The sequence below is a fragment of the Qipengyuania sp. BR81-2 genome (assembly GCF_055693895.1).
The window spans coordinates 2,545,611-2,564,730 of record NZ_CM146344.1; the positions used below are offsets into that span (position 1 = coordinate 2,545,611).

At 62.4% G+C, this 19,120-nt stretch carries 16 protein-coding genes; 14 read left to right on the forward strand and 2 right to left on the reverse strand.

Going from position 1 to position 19,120, the window contains the following annotated elements; genetic code table 11:
- Positions 1–116 precede the first annotated feature (116 nt).
- The 3 genes from dnaK to ACZ1G8_RS12895 all read left to right on the forward strand — a co-directional run bounded on the left by dnaK (position 117) and on the right by ACZ1G8_RS12895 (position 4,198).
- Positions 117–2,048, forward strand: a complete 1,932-nt coding sequence (gene dnaK / locus ACZ1G8_RS12885) for a molecular chaperone DnaK (protein WP_472679734.1) — start codon at positions 117–119, stop codon at positions 2,046–2,048.
- A 75-nt stretch (positions 2,049–2,123) separates the two neighbouring features.
- Positions 2,124–3,245, forward strand: coding sequence for a molecular chaperone DnaJ (dnaJ, locus tag ACZ1G8_RS12890; RefSeq protein WP_472679735.1), 1,122 nt, complete (start codon positions 2,124–2,126; stop codon positions 3,243–3,245).
- Positions 3,246–3,307: 62 nt separating this feature from the next.
- Entirely contained in the window at positions 3,308–4,198 is an 891-nt protein-coding gene (locus ACZ1G8_RS12895) for an MBL fold metallo-hydrolase (RefSeq protein ID WP_472679736.1), read from the forward strand.
- 3 nt (positions 4,199–4,201) lie between these two features.
- Here the strand turns inward: ACZ1G8_RS12895 and ACZ1G8_RS12900 are convergent, their stop codons facing one another.
- The gene (locus tag ACZ1G8_RS12900; RefSeq protein ID WP_472679737.1) at positions 4,202–6,517 is read right to left on the reverse strand and encodes a patatin-like protein; all 2,316 of its coding nucleotides are present in this window, start codon (positions 6,515–6,517) and stop codon (positions 4,202–4,204) included.
- A 70-nt stretch (positions 6,518–6,587) separates the two neighbouring features.
- Between ACZ1G8_RS12900 and radA the strand changes: the two genes are divergently transcribed.
- From radA to ACZ1G8_RS12945, 9 genes are all read left to right on the forward strand, one after another.
- Entirely contained in the window at positions 6,588–7,952 is a 1,365-nt protein-coding gene (gene radA / locus ACZ1G8_RS12905) for a DNA repair protein RadA (RefSeq protein WP_472679738.1), read from the forward strand.
- A 34-nt stretch (positions 7,953–7,986) separates the two neighbouring features.
- Positions 7,987–8,526: a CvpA family protein gene (locus ACZ1G8_RS12910; RefSeq protein ID WP_472679739.1), complete on the forward strand. Its 540-nt coding sequence runs from the start codon at positions 7,987–7,989 to the stop codon at positions 8,524–8,526.
- Entirely contained in the window at positions 8,523–8,951 is a 429-nt protein-coding gene (locus tag ACZ1G8_RS12915; RefSeq protein WP_472679740.1) for an iron-sulfur cluster assembly scaffold protein, read from the forward strand. Before ACZ1G8_RS12910 ends, ACZ1G8_RS12915 begins: the two co-directional genes overlap by 4 nt.
- Before the next feature lie 40 nt (positions 8,952–8,991).
- Positions 8,992–10,656 (forward strand): MFS transporter, encoded by a 1,665-nt coding sequence (locus ACZ1G8_RS12920; protein ID WP_472679741.1) that lies wholly within the window; start codon positions 8,992–8,994, stop codon positions 10,654–10,656.
- A complete protein-coding gene (gene alr, locus ACZ1G8_RS12925; protein WP_472679742.1) occupies positions 10,653–11,690 on the forward strand; it encodes an alanine racemase in 1,038 nt (345 codons plus the stop codon). Before ACZ1G8_RS12920 ends, alr begins: the two co-directional genes overlap by 4 nt.
- 84 nt (positions 11,691–11,774) lie before the next feature.
- Positions 11,775–12,329: a polyhydroxyalkanoate synthesis repressor PhaR gene (gene phaR, locus ACZ1G8_RS12930; RefSeq protein ID WP_472679743.1), complete on the forward strand. Its 555-nt coding sequence runs from the start codon at positions 11,775–11,777 to the stop codon at positions 12,327–12,329.
- A gap of 65 nt (positions 12,330–12,394) precedes the next feature.
- Entirely contained in the window at positions 12,395–13,936 is a 1,542-nt protein-coding gene (gene proS, locus ACZ1G8_RS12935; protein ID WP_472679744.1) for a proline--tRNA ligase, read from the forward strand.
- A gap of 36 nt (positions 13,937–13,972) precedes the next feature.
- Positions 13,973–16,276 (forward strand): ribonuclease R, encoded by a 2,304-nt coding sequence (gene rnr / locus ACZ1G8_RS12940; RefSeq protein ID WP_472679745.1) that lies wholly within the window; start codon positions 13,973–13,975, stop codon positions 16,274–16,276.
- Positions 16,277–16,326: 50 nt separating this feature from the next.
- Entirely contained in the window at positions 16,327–16,842 is a 516-nt protein-coding gene (locus ACZ1G8_RS12945) for a peroxiredoxin-like family protein (protein WP_472679746.1), read from the forward strand.
- Between the two features lie 4 nt (positions 16,843–16,846).
- On the opposite strand, the gene ACZ1G8_RS12950 is transcribed toward ACZ1G8_RS12945, so the two are convergent.
- Complete coding sequence (locus ACZ1G8_RS12950) at positions 16,847–17,299, reverse strand: universal stress protein (protein ID WP_472679747.1); 453 nt, start codon at positions 17,297–17,299, stop codon at positions 16,847–16,849.
- A 130-nt stretch (positions 17,300–17,429) separates the two neighbouring features.
- On the opposite strand from ACZ1G8_RS12950, the gene ACZ1G8_RS12955 reads away from it, so the two are divergent.
- On the forward strand, positions 17,430–18,722 hold the full coding sequence (locus ACZ1G8_RS12955) for a pyruvate dehydrogenase complex dihydrolipoamide acetyltransferase (protein ID WP_472679748.1): 1,293 nt from the start codon (positions 17,430–17,432) through the stop codon (positions 18,720–18,722).
- Between the two features lie 35 nt (positions 18,723–18,757).
- Positions 18,758–19,117 carry a hypothetical protein gene (locus tag ACZ1G8_RS12960; protein ID WP_472679749.1) on the forward strand — a complete coding sequence of 120 codons (360 nt, stop codon included), beginning with the start codon at positions 18,758–18,760 and terminating at the stop codon, positions 19,115–19,117.
- The last annotated feature ends 3 nt before the right edge of the window (positions 19,118–19,120 follow it).

Consider the following 19,120-nt stretch of genomic DNA (forward strand, 5'->3'; position numbering starts at 1 on the left):
AAAGCGCTCCTATATCGCCCATGTAATACACCGTTTTATCGAGCCGCCGATCGGTTTTGCCAGATACGGGAAACCAGCTGTGCGGCGTCCAACGACCTGTAAGAGATGGGGAAACCATGAGCAAAGTAATCGGTATCGACCTCGGCACCACCAACAGCTGTGTCGCCGTGATGGACGGCGGCAAGCCCAAGGTCATCGAGAATTCCGAAGGCGCGCGTACGACGCCCTCGATCGTCGCCTTCACCAAGGACAGCGAGCGCCTGATCGGCCAGCCTGCCAAGCGCCAGGCGGTCACCAACCCCGACAACACGCTGTTCGCGATCAAGCGCCTCATCGGCCGCCGCTTCGACGATCCGATGACCAAGAAGGACATGGATCTCGTCCCCTATGACATCGTCAAGGGCAAGAACGGCGACGCATGGGTCGAAGCTGGTGGCGAGGAATACAGCCCTTCGCAGATCTCGGCCTTCATCCTCCAGAAGATGAAGGAAACCGCAGAAAGCTATCTCGGCGAAGACGTGAAGCAGGCGGTCATCACCGTTCCGGCTTACTTCAACGACGCCCAGCGACAGGCAACCAAGGACGCCGGCCAGATCGCCGGTCTCGAAGTACTGCGCATCATCAACGAACCGACGGCAGCGGCGCTCGCCTATGGCCTCGACAAGGACGACGGCAAAACCATCGCCGTTTACGACCTTGGCGGCGGTACGTTCGACATCTCGATCCTCGAGATCGGTGACGGCGTCTTCGAAGTGAAGTCGACCAATGGCGACACCTTCCTCGGTGGTGAAGACTTCGACAGCGCAATCGTCGAATACCTCGCCGACCAATTCAAGAAGAAGGAAAACATGGACCTGCGGACCGACAAGCTCGCTCTGCAGCGCTTGAAGGAAGCCGCCGAAAAGGCGAAGATCGAGCTCAGCTCGGCGCAGACTACGGAAGTGAACCTGCCCTTCATCACGGCCCGCATGGAAGGCGGCGCGTCCACTCCGCTCCACCTCGTGGAAACGATCAGCCGCGCAGACCTCGAAAAGATGGTCGGCGACCTGATCAAGCGCACGCTCGAACCGTGCAAGAAGGCACTGGCCGATGCCGGCGTCTCGAAGGACGAGATCGACGAAGTGATCATGGTCGGCGGTATGACCCGCATGCCCAAGGTCCGCGAAACGGTCGAGGAATTCTTCGGCTCGAAGCCGCACACCGGCGTGAACCCCGATGAAGTCGTTGCCATGGGTGCTGCCATCCAGGCCGGCGTTCTCCAGGGCGACGTGAAGGACGTGCTGCTGCTCGACGTGACCCCGCTTTCGCTGGGTATCGAAACGCTTGGCGGCATCATGACCAAGATGATTGATCGTAACACGACGATCCCGACCAAGAAGAGCCAGACCTACTCGACTGCCGAGGACAACCAGCAGGCGGTGACGATCCGCGTGTTCCAGGGCGAGCGCGAGATGGCGAGCGATAACAAGCTGCTCGGCCAGTTCGACCTCGTCGGTATCCCGCCCGCACCGCGCGGCGTGCCACAGATCGAGGTCACTTTCGACATCGACGCCAACGGCATTGTGAACGTGTCGGCCAAGGACAAGGGCACGGGCAAGGAACAGCAGATCCGCATCCAGGCTTCGGGCGGTCTTTCGGACAGCGACATCGAACAGATGGTCCAGGACGCCGAGAAGTTTGCCGACGAGGACAAGAAGCGCCGCGAAGGTGCGGAGGCCCGTAACCAGGCGGACAGCCTCGTCCACGCCACCGAGAAGCAGCTCGAAGAGCATGGCGACAAGATCGACGCATCGCTGAAGAGCGAAGTCGAAGAGAAGGTCGCTGCACTCAAGACTGCGCTCGAAGGCGACGATGCAGCTGACATCAACGCCAAGGCCCAGGACCTGTCGCAGAGCGCGATGAAGATGGGCCAGTCGATTTACGAGCAGGAGCAGGCGAATGCCGCTTCGGATGCTCCGGAAGGCGGCGACGCCGGTTCGGACAGCTCGTCGGAGGAAGAGGTGGTCGACGCCGAATTCTCCGAAGTCGACGAAGACGCGAAGAACTGAGACGCCTGATGAAAACCACGCCCCCACCGGTGCAAATCCGCGCCGGTGGGGGCTAGGTTTTGGGCGGGGGACAGCATGTCAGCTACCGAAGTCGATTTTTACGAACTGCTTGGCGTGAGCCGCAACGCCGATGGCGCTACCATCAAGAGCGCCTATCGCAAGCTCGCGATGAAGCATCACCCGGACAAGAACCCGGGCTGCACCGAGAGCGAAGCCAAGTTCAAAGCGATCAGTGTCGCCTATGATTGCCTGAAGGACCCGCAGAAGCGCGCGGCCTACGATCAGTATGGCCATGCCGCATTCCAGAACGGCGGGCCCGGCGGCGGTCACGGCAATGCCGATTTCGGCGATATCGGCGATATCTTCGAGACCATTTTCGGCTCTGCCTTCGGTGGCGCGGGCGGCCGCGCACGTCCGCGGCGTGGTGCGGACCTGCGCTACGATATGGAAATAGGCCTGGAAGAGGCCTTCCATGGCAAGTCGAGCGAGATCGAAATCGAGGTCAGCAAGGCCTGCGATACCTGCCACGGTTCGGGCGCGACGCCCGGAACGCGGGCGCGGACCTGCAACCTGTGCGGCGGGCAGGGCAATGTCCGCGCGAAGCAGGGCTTTTTCGTCGTCGAACGCCCGTGCCCCAATTGCCATGGCGCCGGCGAGATCATCACTAGCCCGTGCCGCGATTGCCGCGGCGAAGGGCGCGTTGACGTCCCGCAGAAGCTCGAGGTCGATATCCCACCGGGCGTCGATACCGGCACGCGCATCCGCCTGTCGGGCAAGGGCGAGGCGGGACCGCGCGGCGCACCAGCGGGTGACCTCTACATCTTCGTCCACGTGAAGCAGCACGCGATCTTCCAGCGCGAGGGCACGACACTCGCCACGCGTGTGCCTATCAGCTTCACCAAGGCCGCGCTCGGCGGTTCGATCGAGATTCCGGGCCTCGATGGCGAAGAGCTGACCCTCGAAATTCCGGCCGGCATCCAGTCGGGCAAGCAGCTGCGCCAGCGCGGCGCTGGCATGCCTGTGCTTCAGGGGCGCGGTCGCGGCGACATGGTGGTCGAGATCGCCGTCGAGACGCCGACCAAGCTCAGCAAGGAACAGCGCGAACTGCTCGAACAGTTCCGCGCCACCGAGACCGGCGACGAATGTCCCGAGAGCCGCGGCTTCTTCGACAAGCTTAAAACCGCCTTCGGAGGGTAACCGGGCAGCGCTCGACAGCGAAGGCTTCCCCGACTAGCGATTGACGCGAAAGGGGAAGAGGAATGCATTTCAAGGTAATTGCAGCAGGCACTGTGCTTATGGCGCTTGGCGCGCCGGCCGCTGCGCAGCGCGACTTCAGCGAAGTCGAGATCACCACCGAGGAACTCGCTCCCGGGATTGCGGTGCTTTACGGGGCCGGCGGAAACATCGGCGTCAGCCACGGCGAAGACGGTACGGTCCTCATCGACGACCAGTTCGCACCGCTCACGCAAAAGATCGAGACGGCGATTGCCGACCTTGGCGCGACGCCCGTGCGCTTCGTCGTCAACACGCATTGGCATGGCGATCACACCGGAGGGAACGAGAACCTCGGTGAGAAGGGCGCTCTCATCTTCGCCCATCACAATGTGCGAACGCGCCTCGCAAAAGGGCGCGAGGGCGAGCGACCCATCCCGCCGGCACCCGAGGCGGCGCTACCTGTCGTCACATACGAACAGGGTGTCAGCTTCCATCTCAACGGCGAGCGTGTCGACGTAATGTTCGTCGGCGGTGGCCATACCGATGGCGACAGCGTGGTTCACTGGACCAAAAGCAATGTCGTCCACATGGGCGATCTTTACTTCAAGATTCCGGGCTATCCCTACATCGACACAGGTTCCGGCGGGAATGTCATCCATGCGATGAACTCGCTCGACGCTGTCATCCGCATGATCGACGACGAGACCAAGGTCATCCCCGGCCACGGCCCGATGTCGAACAAGGCCGAACTCGTCGCCTATCGTGCGATGATGGGCGACGCGGTGTCGCGAGTAAGGGCACTGCGCGATGCCGGCAATTCCGTCGAAGAAGCGGTGGCCGCAAAACCGCTCGCCGGGTTCAACAGGGGCGAAGGTTTCATCGGGCCCGACCAGTTCGTGACCGCGATCTACACCAGCCTCGACCAGGCCAAATAGACTTCAGCGCATCCGGTCGAGCACTTCGGCGCGGATGCCGTCGAGCATGCCTGGATCACAGCGTTGTGCCTGTGCCTCCTCGTCGAGAATGGCGAGGAAGGCATCGCGCTTGAACGCCCTGCAGGTTCCTTCGGCCATAGGTGTGTCCAACGTCGAGCAAACCAGGTCGATCATCCGCTCGGCTCCGTGGAGACGGCCCCACAGGTAATCGTTCTCACGGTACGAGCGGCTGAAGAAAGCGCCGAAGTTATAGAATTCGATACCGCGCAACGTCGCGCGCGTGCCGCCTTCGCGGATGCTGCGCGCGTCGTCGGGGCTGATCCTGTCCACCTTGACTGGATCGAACTCCGTAAGGCCCTCGTTGCGCAGCAGGGGAAGCGTCGCGACGTCGTAAAACGGGAAGCCGAGATAGGCGAAAAGCATGCGCCGCCTCAGGTGATCGGGCATGTCCGCCAGAGCCTCGGCGAGCATTTCTTCCGCATGGTCGTCTTCGTTGGGCAGGAGCCGCCGCGCCTCGATATGGTCGAGCACGCCAGAGGGATCGACGAGCACGTTTTCCGCGAGGGCCGGGAAATCGTCCCCCAGCGAGGCGAGGCTCTCCTTCTCGAAATAGAGCGCGAGGATCTTGTAGATCGCATCTCGGCCCTTCTCGAGCGCGTCATCGGGAATGTCCGGGTCGGCTTCCCAATCGCGGGCCAGCCTGCGGGCGAGGAGCCTCAAGCGCCGGATGCGAAAGCCGATATCGTGTTCGCGGAAGAAACGGATCGCGTCGGGTGTTGCGCCGCCCTTCGGTCCGACGAGGACATCGAGTCCGCGATACCGGAGTTCCTCGCGCAGCACGTGCTCGATCGGGATGTGATCGGACAGGTGTAACGCAGGGGCCGCTTCCCAGGTCAGCTTCGCGAGGCGGATAACGATCCCGCTCAGTTTCGCCTGCGCATAGGAATGGAAGGCGTATCCCGCTTGTTCCGCCGCTGCCTGCTGGGCCTTCTGTCGCCATGCCTTGAGCCGCTTTGGCGTAGGATTATCGAGGAACAGCGTGTAGCCGAACAGCTTTTCGACCGTCCGCTCCACCTCAGGGCGCAATGCGCTGACGATACGCGACAGGCGTGCAGCCTCGCGGCTCTGTTCCTCGAGCTGTTCGAGGTTGTCGCGGATCGGTTGTTCGCGCGGGATGGTCGAAAGCGAACCGAAGATCGCGGAGAAGAACCCCACTTCGTGCCGGGACCGCGCGTGCCGTTCACCGAACCTGTCGGGCCGCGGGTCGACATAGACGAAACGGCGGTCGACCTCGCGCTGGGCAGGTCGACCTTGCAGCGCCGCCATTGCGCCGCCAAAAGGCTTGTTCACTAGAACCGAGCCGTCGATCAGCGAAACGCTCTCGACATTGTCGCGCATGACATGGACCGGCATGATCCGGTCGAGGAATTCATCCCGGCTATGCCACGCACGGCCGGTGCTTTCCGCAAGCCGATCGATCTCGTTCACCTGTAGCGGCGGAAATGCGCCAGGGAAGCTGGCTGTTGCCCTCGCAGCGAAGACAAGCTCCATCGGGTCGGCGAGGTTTTCGCCCCCGGCAATCGGCGTCTTGCGCCTGAATGAAATGGGCATGCGGTGCTCGCTATCCTCGACCACCGGCGGGCTGTTCAGTTTGAGTAGCTCGAGATGGCCGAAGAAGTCGGTCGCGGTGACGAATAGGTCGAGCGGATGGCCCGGCGGCAGGAGCGGCTCCTCCTTTTCGGTCTGCTCCATCGCTGCGAATGCGCGCTCGAGCAAGCTCGAAAAGCCGAAGCCCGAGAAGGGCGGTTCGAACCATCGACCACGGATGAGGTGCGATACCTTGCGGCGCACCTCGCTACGCGTTTCGGGAGCAACCTCGGTCGCGATTTCGGTGCCCGGCCGGCTTAGCAGCCAGCTTGCAAACGGTTGCGCCCAGAACTTGCCGCCCGCCCAGCGGATCTTGGCATCGGGATGGGTGAGCTCGTCCACATCCGCCACTTCGAGCCAGAGGTCGGTCAGCGGCTCGAGGCTCTGCCCTGAGTAGATGGCCTGCGCGAGGAAAACCGCGTTGATACCGCCTGCGCTGGCACCACTGCAGATGTCCGGCAGCACGCGAAGCCGCGGTCCGCCATGCTCCTCCAGATGCTTCAGGAGATCGAGATAGACCTGGTGTATCCCGTCGCGCGCTTCGTGTCCTGCGTGGAAATCGCGGCTAGCGCGGGCCAATTGCCACAACTCGCGCATGACCCCGTGCATATAGACCGCCAGGCTTACCCCGCCGTAGCAGACCAGCGCGATCCTCAGTTCCTTCTGCCGCATCGCTATTCGTTGTGCACAGTTGCGCGGCAAAGGCAATTGCGTTCCTCAAATGTTCTGTTAGTGAATTGGCATGGCGAAACCGAAGAAACGCTATGTCTGTCAGGCCTGTGGGTCGGTATCTCACCGCTGGCAGGGCCAATGCGCCGACTGCGCGGAATGGAACACCCTTGCCGAGGATGCGCCTGCAACGGTGTTCTCGCTCAAGCACGACTTGTCGAGTGGGGGCAGGGCGGTGGAGTTCGTCGATCTCGACAAGCCTGGTGAGGTTCCTATCCGCCAGAAAACCGGCCTGGCGGAATTCGACCGCGCTCTCGGCGGCGGGCTCGTGCCGGGCAGCGCCATCCTCATGGGCGGCGATCCGGGGATCGGCAAATCGACGCTGCTGCTGCAGGCCGCAGCCAAGGTTGCGCGCGAAGGGCACGGCGTCGTCTATGTGAGCGGCGAGGAAGCGGCAGGCCAGGTCCGGATGCGTGCGGCGCGGCTCGGCCTTTCGGATGCGCCGGTAAAGCTCGCTGCGGCAACCGGTGTGCGGGACATTCTTACGACGCTCGGCAGCATGGAGATGCCCAAGCTGTTGGTGATCGATTCCATCCAGACCATGCACTCCGACACGATCGAGGGTGCTCCCGGAACGGTGAGCCAGGTTCGCGGCTGCGCCTTCGAACTGATCCGTTACGCCAAGGAAAACGGCGTCGCGCTGGTGCTCGTCGGCCACGTGACCAAGGACGGCAATATCGCCGGGCCGCGCGTGCTTGAACACATGGTCGATGTCGTCATGAGCTTCGAGGGCGAACGCAGCCATCAGTACCGCATCCTGCGCGCGCTCAAGAACCGCTTCGGCGCAGTTGACGAGATCGGTGTATTCGCGATGGCGGGCGACGGCCTCGAAGAGGTCGAGAATCCATCCATGCTGTTTCTGTCCGGGCGAGAGCAGCCGATGGCAGGAAGCGCCGTATTCCCGGCCATGGAAGGAACCCGGCCGGTGCTGGTAGAGATCCAGGCACTTATCGTGAAACTGCAATCGGGTGCGACGCCGCGCCGTGCTGTCGTCGGTTGGGATAATGGTCGGCTTGCCATGCTGCTAGCCGTGCTGGAGTCGCGCTGCGGCCTCTCGTTCAGCTCGGCGGAAGTCTACCTCAACGTGGCAGGGGGTTATCGCCTGTCCGATCCTGCTGCGGATCTCGCAGTGGCTGCGGCATTGGTCAGCGCGCTCGCGGACAAACCCTTGCCGGATCGCAGCGTCTGGCTCGGCGAAGTCAGCCTTGCCGGTGAAGTCCGCCCGGTCGCCCATGGCGGAATTAGGCTGAAAGAAGCAGCAAAGCTCGGATTTGAAAAGGGTTTCGGCCCGTCCGACACGAAGAACGCTTCGGCAGAACTGCAATATTCGGGCTTGGGACAACTGGCCAACCTCGTTGACCGGGTGATGAGCAGTTAATAAAGCCCCAACCCTGAGGGGTTAATAGGGTTTTATGACGGGTTTCGATTTCATCGTACTGTTTATCGTGGCGATTGCTGCGATCGGTGGCTTCCTGCGGGGATTTCTGCAGGAGATCCTGTCGCTCGGCGCATGGATCCTCGCAGCTTTCGCCATCCGCTATCTCCACACGCCGCTAACCATCGCGATGCAGGACGTGATCGGGGCGAGTATCGCAACTTCGGTCATGGCCTTCGTCATGCTCCTGCTCATCCCCTACGCGGCAATGAAGGTCATTGCGAATAATGTCGGGAAAGCTTCGCGCAATTCCGTCCTCGGCCCGATCGACCGCGTGCTCGGTTTCGGCTTCGGTGCCCTCAAGGGTTTCGTGATTGTCGTCGTCGGATTTTCGCTCCTCGTGCTCGGCTATGACCGCGTATGGGATTACCGCGGCCGTCCGGTGTGGATCACGACCGCGCAGAGCTATGAATTGGTCGATGGTGGCTCCCGCTCGCTGGTCGAAGTCCTCGCCCAGAGGCGCGCTGCGCTGCGCGGGGAAGAGGCCGAGGCCGAAGCGGAAGCAGAAGCAGAGTGACAAGCCCCCCGGGCGGCGCGCTTTATTCTCCGGCCCTGCTGGCGCTTGCCGTCGAGCTGGCCTCCTATCCTTTCGACCCCGCCGCGCTACTAATCGGAGAAGCGCATTCGCGCAGCTGCGGTAGTACCATCCGAATTTCTTCGGATGAGGGTTTCGAGAACCTCGGCCTGAAAGTGACTGCCTGTGCCGTAGGACAGGCCTCCGCCGCGATCTTTGCCCGGCACGTTCGCGGGAATGACGGCGCGGAGATCCAGACGGCACTTGCGGAAATCATCGATTGGCTTGCGGGCGAGGGCGATACGCCCACTTGGCCAGATGTCGCGATGCTTGAGGCTGCCCGCGCGTATCCCGGGCGGCATGGCGCAATACTCTTGCCGTGGAGAGCCGCGATTGATGCGCTTTCCAAGGCGTCGCCCCCTCGCTAAACCGCACCCAACCTACCGGAGAGAGGGGAGCGGGAGTTTCATGGCAGGCGGTAAAACGGTCACGCAGCGCGAGCCGAGCGAGAAGGAAATCAAGCTCGTCATCGGCGCCAGTAGCGCAGGCACCGTATTCGAGTGGTACGACTTCTTCATCTACGGCACGCTGGCCTACATCCTGAAGGATGCCTTTTACGACGTAGATAACGAGACCCTCGGGCTGCTCCTCGTCTGGTCGACCTTCGCGGTCGGCTTCGCTTTCCGCCCGATCGGTGCGATCCTCTTCGGCTTCCTCGGGGACAGATTGGGCAGGAAATATACATTCCTCGTGACCGTGACCTTGATGGGCATCGCCACGGCAGGAGTGGGCCTCATTCCGACAGTGGCCACTATCGGCATTGCAGCCCCCATTATCGTCATCATCCTGCGCGTGCTTCAGGGCCTCGCGCTGGGCGGCGAATACGGCGGCGCGGCGATCTATGTCGCCGAGCATGCTCCGCCTGAAAAGCGCGGGTTTTACACCAGCTTCATCCAGGCGAGTGTTGCGGGCGGCTTTGTCCTCTCGATCGCCGTCGTGCTGGCGTGCCGTTTCCTCATCCCGGAAGATGATTTTGTGTCATGGGGCTGGCGCGTGCCGTTCCTGCTGTCGATCATCCTGCTCGGCATTTCGCTGTGGATGCGCCTGAAACTGTCCGAAAGCCCCGTCTTCCAGGCGATGAAGGAGGCGGGCGAGACCGCGCATAATCCCTTCGTCGAAAGCTTTACCTACCCGGGTAACAAGAAGCGTATTTTCGTCGCGCTGTTCGGTGTGACGGGCATTCTGACCACGATCTGGTACACGGCATTCTTCAGCGGCATGAGCTTCCTTCGCGGCCCAATGCATGTCGACGATCTCACGGTCGAGCTTATCCTGTTCGTTTCCGGACTGATCGCCATGACCTTCTATATTCTGATCGGGAAATGGTCCGATTCGGTCGGACGCAAGAAGCCGATCATCATCGGTGCCGTGGCGACGCTCGCGCTGCTATTCCCGGCCTTCTGGACGCTTGGGAGTCTTGCCAATCCGGCGCTGTCCGAAGCTGCCGAGAGAACGCCAATCACTGTCTCGGGACCCGTATGCACCACCGATCCCTTCGCGGACCTGTTCGACCGCGAGCAAAGCGATTGCGGCAAGATCCTCGAGACGCTCACCGCCTCTGGCGTTCCTTACGAACTGACAGAAGGCAGCGAACTGCAGCTCGCCGCGGGCGGAGAAGCGATCGCGATCGATCCTGTGTGGTTCGAAGACGGTGCGGCCCGCCGCGACGGAATTCGCGGGGCGCTCAGCAAATACGGCTTCGACTTCAGCAAACAGCAGCCGGCATTCGCCAATATCCTCGGCATCGTGGCGGTTCTGCTCGGCCTCGGGATGCTTTCGGCCCTGACCTATGGTTCGGTCGCCGCACTTCTGTCGGAAATGTTCCCGGCCCGCATCCGTTACAGCTCCATGTCGATTCCCTATCACATAGGCGCGGGCTATCTCGGCGGCTTCCTGCCGCTGATCGCGGGCGTCATCGTGGCGAGCACCGGCAATATCTATTCCGGCCTCTGGTACACCTGGGTCGTGGTGGCATTCGGTGTCGTCATCGCATGGTGGGGCCTGCCGAGCGGTCCGCCGACGGATTTCGAGGATTCGGGTGAAGCTCCGCCCGTCTCGCCTGTAACCCCGTGACACTGACCCCGCCGCCTACGCTCAAGCTACGCATCGACCGCACCGCGCTCGCGGATAACTGGCGGGCACTCGACCGGTTGTCGGACAAGGCAAGAGCTGGTGCTGCGGTCAAAGCTGATTGTTACGGCCTCGGAGTGGAACACTGTGTGCCGACCTTGCGCGATGCGGGGTGCCGCGACTTCTTCGTCGCGCACTGGAGCGAAGTGCCGGCAGTTCTCGAGCACGTTCCGCCCGAACAGCTTGCGGTGCTGCATGGCCCGATCAACGAGGCGGAGGTCGCCTTCGCTAAGGAGACCGGCGCCATCCCCGTGATCGATTCCCTCCACCAGGCACGCCTCTGGAAGGAGGGTGGGGGAGGGCCCTGCCACCTGATGGTCGACAGCGGGATCAACCGGCTCGGAGTCGCGCGCAAGAATATCGGCGATCCGGTGATCCAATCGCTCGATGTGCAGGTACTCCTTAGCCATCTCGCATGTGCCGACGAAGACAGCGACATGAATGCTGAGCAGCTGGCCGATTTCAACGAGGCGCGCGGCGCTGTCACACACCGCGAGGCAAGCCTTGCCAATAGTGCGGGCATTGCCTTGGGCGAGGCGTACCATTTCGACCTCACGCGGCCGGGACTTGCACTTTACGGTGGCGTACCGCGGCCTGAACTTGCCGGTGAGATACTGCAGGTCGCCTATCCCTATGCCGCCGTGATCCAGGTGCGCGAACTCTCAGCGGGCGACACGGTCGGCTACAATGCGACCTTCACCGCGCCTGAGGACATGCGCGTGGGCGTGCTCTCGCTCGGCTATGCAGATGGCATCCTGCGAGCATGGTCTGGAGCATCCTTCCAGCGGGGCAATGCATCGCTTCCCATCCTCGGAAAAGTGTCGATGGACATGATCGTAATCGACCTTGCCGAAGCGCCCGATATTGCCGAGGGCGACTGGGTCGAACTGCCCTATCACCTCCCCGATGCTGCGCAGCAAACCTCTCTATCGCAATACGAATTGCTTACCGTTCTGGGACACCGGTTCCAACGTTGATCAGTTCATGTTGCGCTGCACATTGTGCAGGTGCTAAGCACCATCGCATTGCACAAACAACGCACGCTTGGGGAGAGCGAAAATATGGCAAAGCGGACCGCCGATGGCGAACCGATCATCATCAAGAAGTACGCCAACCGGCGTCTCTACAATACCGATACTTCGAGCTACATCACGCTCGACGATCTGGCGAAGATGGTCCGCGAAAATGTCGACTTTCAGGTCCTCGACGCGAAGAGCGGTGACGACATCACCCATACGATCCTCACGCAGATCATCGTCGAGGAAGAGAGCCAGGGCGGCCAGCAGATGCTGCCGGTCAGCTTCCTGCGCGACCTGATCAGCATGTACGGCAATTCGATGCAGTCGATGATGCCGAGCTATCTCGAAGCAAGCATGGCGAACTTCCGCAAGAACCGCGAACAGCTGCAGGCAGCCTTTGCCAAGGGTATCGAGGCAAACCCGCTCGCCAAGATGGCCGAGGCCAACTTCAAGATGATGCAGAACGCCGCGGAGGCCTTCATTCCCGTTACGCGCAAGGGCGCGGATGCGACGAAGAAGGCAGCCGACGACGAACTGGCACAGATGCGCCAGCAGATGGCTGCCATGCAGAAGAAGCTCGACGAGCTGAGCAAGTAGTCGACCCGCTTCGCGCGACACGCTAGGGGCGGGCGCAAATCCAACTTTGAAGTGAGAATCGCTCCGTGGCCCAGATCCGCCATGCATTGAACACCAAGCGCGCCGACGACTTCGCCGCCTGGTACCAGGAAGTCATCTCCGCAGCCGAAATGGCCGAGGAATCGGGAGTTCGTGGCTGCATGGTCATCCGGCCGTGGGGCTATGGTATCTGGGAGCGCATGCAGCGCCTGCTCGATGACCGGATCAAGGCCACCGGCCATTCGAACGCCTATTTCCCGATCTTCATCCCGCTCTCCAATTTCGAGCGCGAAGCCGAGCATGTCGAAGGTTTCGCCAAGGAAATGGCGGTCGTCACGCACCACCGCCTGATTGCTGGGCCCGATGGCGGCCTGATCCCCGATCCCGAAGCCAAGCTCGAAGAACCGCTGGTCGTTCGTCCGACCTCGGAAACAATCATCGGCGATGCCATGGCGCGCTGGGTGCAGAGCTGGCGCGACCTTCCGCTGAAGCTCAACCAGTGGGCAAACGTCGTGCGCTGGGAAATGCGCACCCGCATGTTCCTGCGCACCAGCGAATTCCTCTGGCAGGAAGGCCACACCGCCCATGCGGACGAGGTTGAAGCCAAGGAGCACACGCTCACCATGCTCGAGGTTTACCGCGCCTTTGCGGACGAAGATCTCGCGCTGGCCGTGATCCCCGGCGAGAAGCCGGAGAACGAGCGCTTCCCCGGTGCAGTCGAAACCTGGTCGATCGAGGCCATGATGCAGGACGGCAAGGCGCTGCAGGCCGGCACCAGCCACTATCTCGGCACCAACTTCGCCAAGGCCTCGGGCATCAAGTTCCAGAACAAGGAAGGCAGCGAGAGTCTCTGCCATACGACCAGCTGGGGTGTTTCGACCCGCATGGTCGGCGGCGTCATCATGACGCATGGCGATGACGACGGCCTGCGCTTGCCGCCCAAGATCGCTCCGCAGCAGGTCGTGATCCTTCCGATGCTGCGCGACAAGCCCGAAGACGAGGCGCTGATCGACTATTGCGAGGCCCTGCGTGCTACGCTTGCGAGCCAGCACGTCCTTGGCGAACCGCTGCGCGTCCTACTGGACACCCGTCCGGGCAAGGCTGCGGCCAAGCGCTGGGACTATGTCCGCAAGGGCGCCCCGATCATCATCGAAGTCGGTGGCCGCGACATGGAAAACGGCGTCGTCAGCTTGCTGCGCCGCGACAGGCTTTGGAACGAGGAAAACGGCAAGCCCGCTTTCCAGACTCCGACGCGCGAAGTCGCCGGGCAGACTGTCCCCGATATCCTCGCCGACATGCAGTCCGCTTTCCTCACCGAAGCGGCCGAGCGTCGCGAAGCGAACATCACCCGCGGCGTGACCAGCTTCGAAGAGGTCGAGAAGTTCTTCTCTTCCTCGCGCTATCCCGGCTGGGTCGAGGTGCAGTGGTCGAAGCCCACCGGCGATGCACTGGAGAAGGTTGTCGAACGCCTCAAGGAGCACAAGCTCACCATCCGCAACGTGCCGATGGATACCGCGCCCGTTGACGGCGAGTGCATCTTTACCGGCGCGCCCGCGACCGAACGCGTGCTCCTTGCCAAGGCATATTGATCGCCAAGGCGTGACATGCGCTCCCGCCATCCCCATATGGCGGCAATGAAAAAACAGAACAGAACAGGGCGGCCGCAGGGGCTGCCCTCAAAAACGCAAATACTCGAATTCATCCAGAGCTCCGACCGACCCGCAGGCAAGCGAGAAATCGCCAAGGCCTTCGGCATCAAGGGGCAGGAAAAGATCGCGCTGAAGAAGCGCCTCAAGGACATGGCCGAAGAAGGCCTGATCGACGGCAGGAAGACCGCCTATCACCGCATGGGCGGCGTGCCGAAGGTGACCGTGCTCAAGGTCGTCGAGATCGAGGACGGCGAACCGATTGCCGTCCCCGAAAACTGGGACCCCGACAGCAAGGACAAGCCGCCGCGCCTGGTCGTGAAGGAAAGCAAGAAGGTTGCAGCGCTCAAGCGCGGCGATCGCTTCCTCGCGCGTACCGAAGAGCGCGGGAAGGGGTGGATTGCCCACCCGATGAAGAAGCTGCCTGCCCGCACCGAGGGCCTGATGGGTGTCGTCGAGTTCGACGGCGGCGGAAAGCCCTGGCTTGCACCGGTCGACAAGCGCGTCCGCAATTCATCCCCCATCGGCGATCTGGGCGAAGCGAACGAGGGCGACCTCGTGCTGGCCGAGCCCATGGGCAAGTCGCCTCGTGCAAAGGTGAAGGTGGTCGAGGTCATCGGCGATCCGCTCGCTCCAAAGAGCTTCAGCCTGATCGCCATCGCGAAGCACGGCATTCCGCACATCTTCCCGCAGGAAGCGCTCGACGAAGCGCAGCATGTCGCCGAACTCCCGCTGAGCGAGGAAAAGCGCGAGGACCTGCGCGATATGCCGATCCTCGCCATCGATCCCGCGGATGCTCGCGACCACGATGATGCCATCTGGGCCGAACCCGACGGGAAGGGCGGCTACAATGCGATTGTCGCGATTGCCGACGTCAGCTTTTACGTCCGTCCGGGCGGCGCACTCGACAAGGAAGCGAGGAAGCGCGGAAACTCGGTCTATTTCCCCGACCGCGTCGTACCGATGCTGCCGGAAATCCTGTCCGCAGATGTCTGCTCGCTGGTCGAGCACGAGGACCGTGCGGCCATGGCCTGCCACCTGCATATCTCGCCCGAGGGCAAGGTCACCAAGTGGCGTTTCACCAGGGCAATCGTGCGGCTTGCCGCCAATATTGCCTATGAGGACGCACAGAAGGCCATCGACGATGGCAGCGCGGACGATGTGCTCAAGGACCTTTGGGGAGCATGGAAACTCCTCTTCGAGGCACGGCAGGCGCGCGACCCGCTCGATCTGGAACTGCCCGAGCGACAGGTCCGCCTTAATGACGAGGGTCAGATCGAGGAAATCGCCGTGCGCGAACGCCTCGATGCGCATCGCGTGGTCGAAGACTTCATGATCGCTGCCAATGTCGCGGCGGCAAAGGCGCTCGAGGAAAAGGCAGCTCCGGTGGTTTACCGCGTCCACGAGACGCCGAGCCGCGAAAAGCTGATGGCGTTCAAGGAATACCTCGCAAGCCAGGGCCGCCCCTTCGCGATGGGCCAGGTGATTACCCCCGGAATCTTCAACCGGATGCTCAAGGACATCTCGGATCCTGCTGAAAAGGCACTGATTATGGAGGCGGTCCTGCGCAGCCAGACGCAGGCTTACTACGGGCCGGCAAACGCCGGTCACTTCGGCCTCGCACTGGGCAGCTATGCCCACTTCACCTCGCCGATCCGCCGCTATGCCGACCTTCTGGTGCACCGCGCGTTGGTCGATTCCTACAAGCTCGAACAGCCCAAGCCGAAGGGAAAGATCCCCGAGAGTTCGGGCCTATCGGACCGCGATCGCACGGCTCTCAACCAGATCACCGACGCAATCAGCCAGACCGAGCGCCGCGCAATGGAAGCAGAGCGCGACACGATCGACCGCTATGTCGCAGCCTGGCTGTCCGGCCGTGTTGGCGAGACATTCGATACGCGCATAACGGGCGTCCAGGGCTTCGGCTTCTTCGCGACCATCGAGAACCTCGGCGGCGACGGGCTGGTCCCGGTCTCCACGCTGGGCCGCGAGTATTTCCGCTACGATGAAGGCGCGCAGGAGCTAACCGGCGAGGACAGCGGCAAGACCTATGCCGTCGGCGACAGGCTCAAGCTCAAGCTCGCCGAGGCGAACCCGCTGACCGGTGCGCTCAAATTCGAAGTGCCCGACAGCGACGGCTCAGGTATCGAGAAGCGCGGTTTCCGGCCCCCGCCCAAGAAACAGCACTTCCAGAAAGGTAAGGGCGCCCCGCGCCAGTCACATGCAAAGGGCAAGCGAGGGCGTCCGGGCAACATCCGGCACCAGGGACGCAAGAAGAAGTAGGAGGAACGGGCGAGGGGGATTTCCATTGATGGGTCAAAGGAGAAACCCCCATGCTCGTACCCGGAAAAGCTGTCCCCGAACTCGACCTACCGCTGACCATCGATGCGCGTTTCGAACTGGCGAAGCAGAGCCCCGATGCCTTCACCATGCTCGTCTTCTATCGCGGCAAGCACTGCCCGATCTGCAAGAAGTACCTCGAGGAACTCGGCAGCAAGCTGGGCAAGTTCACCCAGAAGGGCATCAATGTCTTCGCCGTCTCGATGGACAGCCCCGAACGCGCCGCGGTCTCTCACGAGGAATGGGACACGGGCGACCTACCGCTCGCTCATTCGATGAGCGAGGATACGGCGCGCGAATGGGGTCTCTTCATCTCGGAAAAGCGCGAAGGTAGTGGCGAGCCCGATACGTTCAGCGAACCGGGCCTCTTCCTCGTGAAGCCCGACGGCACGCTTCACTTCGCAGTGGTCCAGAATGCGCCGTTCACGCGCCCCGATCTCGACGACCTGTTGAGCGGCCTTACTTTTACCCTCGAGAACGATTACCCGACGCGCGGCACGCTGACCTGATCGGTCAGGCCAACTCGTCCAACTGCTCGCGGGTGAGATTGCCGGGCACGATATAGACCGGGCAAGGAAGGGCATTCGCATGCACTGCGAAGTGGCTAACCAGCGGGTTCTTCCCGCCTTCCTTGGCCGTGCTCAACACGAGTGCGGCGATCGAGCCGTGATCCTCGATATACTTGCGGATAACTTCGGCGGGTGAACCGGGTTTGACGGTGATGACGGGCATCTTGCCCATTTCGCCGAAAATATTGCCGGCAGCGTTGTTGGCCATAACCTCGGCGCGTTCGCGGGCTTCCTGCTCGATCGTCGCCTGTACGCCCCCGAATGCGTTGAAGGTCTGCTGCGGTACCAATGCGAGGATATGCACCGAACCACCGGTCTTCATCGCACGCAGCGAGGCAAAGCGCAGGGCAAGCTTCGCTTCCTCGGTTTCGTCCATTACGACCAGATATATTCTCAAAGATCCCGCTCCCTCTTTGCGCCAAGGGCTACCCGCTAATTCGTATTCTGCGCAAGGACCTTGCTAGGGCGGGCCAAATTGGCCAGAGACCTGCAAAACACTCTCCCCAGCGAGGACGTAACGTCAGAACATGCCCACGCCGATCAAGATGCCCGCACTGTCGCCCACCATGGAAGAGGGCACGCTCGCCAAATGGCTGGTGAAGCCGGGTGACACGGTTTCCGCCGGTGACATCATGGCCGAGATCGAAACCGACAAGGCGACGATGGAATTCGAAGCCGTCGATGAAGGCGTGATCGCCTCGATCGCGGTCGAGGAAGGCACCGAGGGCGTGAAGGTCGGCACGGTCATCGCCATGCTCGCCGAAGAAGGCGAAGATCTCGAGGAAGCAGCCGCTGCTGCACCTGCTGGCGATGCGGCTCCCGCACCAGCTCCGGCCGAAGCGAAGGAAGAGGCTGCTCCAGCTCCCGCTCCCGCGCCTGCGTCTGCACCGGCTCCGGCACCCGCCGCTGCGAAAAGCGACGATGGCAATCGCATCAAAGCTTCGCCGCTCGCTCGCCGCATTGCGGAGCAGAAGGGTCTCGACCTGTCCACCATCACCGGTTCAGGTCCGGGCGGCCGCATCGTGAAGGCCGATGTCGAGGATGCGAAGCCCGGCGCTGTACCTGCGAAGGAAGCTGCCGCACCTGCACCCGCTCCCGCGAAGCCCGCTACCATGGGCGGCGATCTCGATGCGCCCTACGAAGCGCAGAAGCTCAACAATGTCCGCAAGGTCATCGCGCGTCGCCTTACCGAGGCCAAGCAGACCATTCCGCATATCTACCTCACCGTGGACGTGCGCCTCGACGCGCTGCTCAAGCTGCGCAGCGAGCTCAACAAGAGCCTCGAGGCGGACGGCATCAAGCTGTCGGTGAACGACCTGCTCATCAAGGCGCAGGCCCGTGCGCTGCAGCGCGTGCCGCTGTGCAATGTCAGCTTCCAGGGCGACGAACTCTACCAGTACACGCGCGAAGATATTTCGGTCGCAGTCGCGGCGCCTTCGGGCCTGATCACGCCGATCATTCGCGACGCAGGCCGCAAGGGCCTCGCGCAGATCAGCACCGAGATGAAGGAACTTGCGGGCAAGGCGCGCGACGGCAAGCTGCAGCCACATGAATTCCAGGGCGGCACCGCCTCGCTCTCGAACCTCGGCATGTTCGGCACCAAGCAGTTCGACGCGGTGATCAATCCGCCGCAGGCGATGATCCTCGCGGTCGGCGCGGGCGAACAGCGTCCCTACGTGATCGACGGCGCACTTGGCGTCGCCACCGTGATGAGCGCCACCGGCAGCTTCGACCACCGCGCCATCGACGGCGCGGACGGCGCACAGTTCATGCAGGCCTTCCAGCAGCTGGTGGAGAACCCGATGGGGCTGGTGGTTTGATCGCCCGCCACATCCCCAAACTCCTTGTAATCAGCGTGGCCGCGGCCTTGGCTGCGTGGCTGACGGCCTTCGGCCTCCTGTCCGGCGACAGCGGTCCCGGTTTCGACGAGATCGTAAAGATGTTCGGTCCGGCACTCGTTGCAACGCTGCTGATCGGCTTTCCTGTAGCGACGCTGGTCGTCGCATTTTCAGGTCGGCAACTGGCCCGGTCGGTCGAGACCCTCGCAATCACCGTCCTGCTCGTCTGCGTGATGCTGCTGCTCTCCGCCTACTGGATCGCTGGCAGTTTCGGCATCCTGTTCTTCGGCCTCCCGAGCGTCATGGCCGCATTGACCTACGCCGTGCTCGGCTGGTTCTGGATCCTTCGCCCAATGCGCGAGAACGGCAATGTCTAGTCC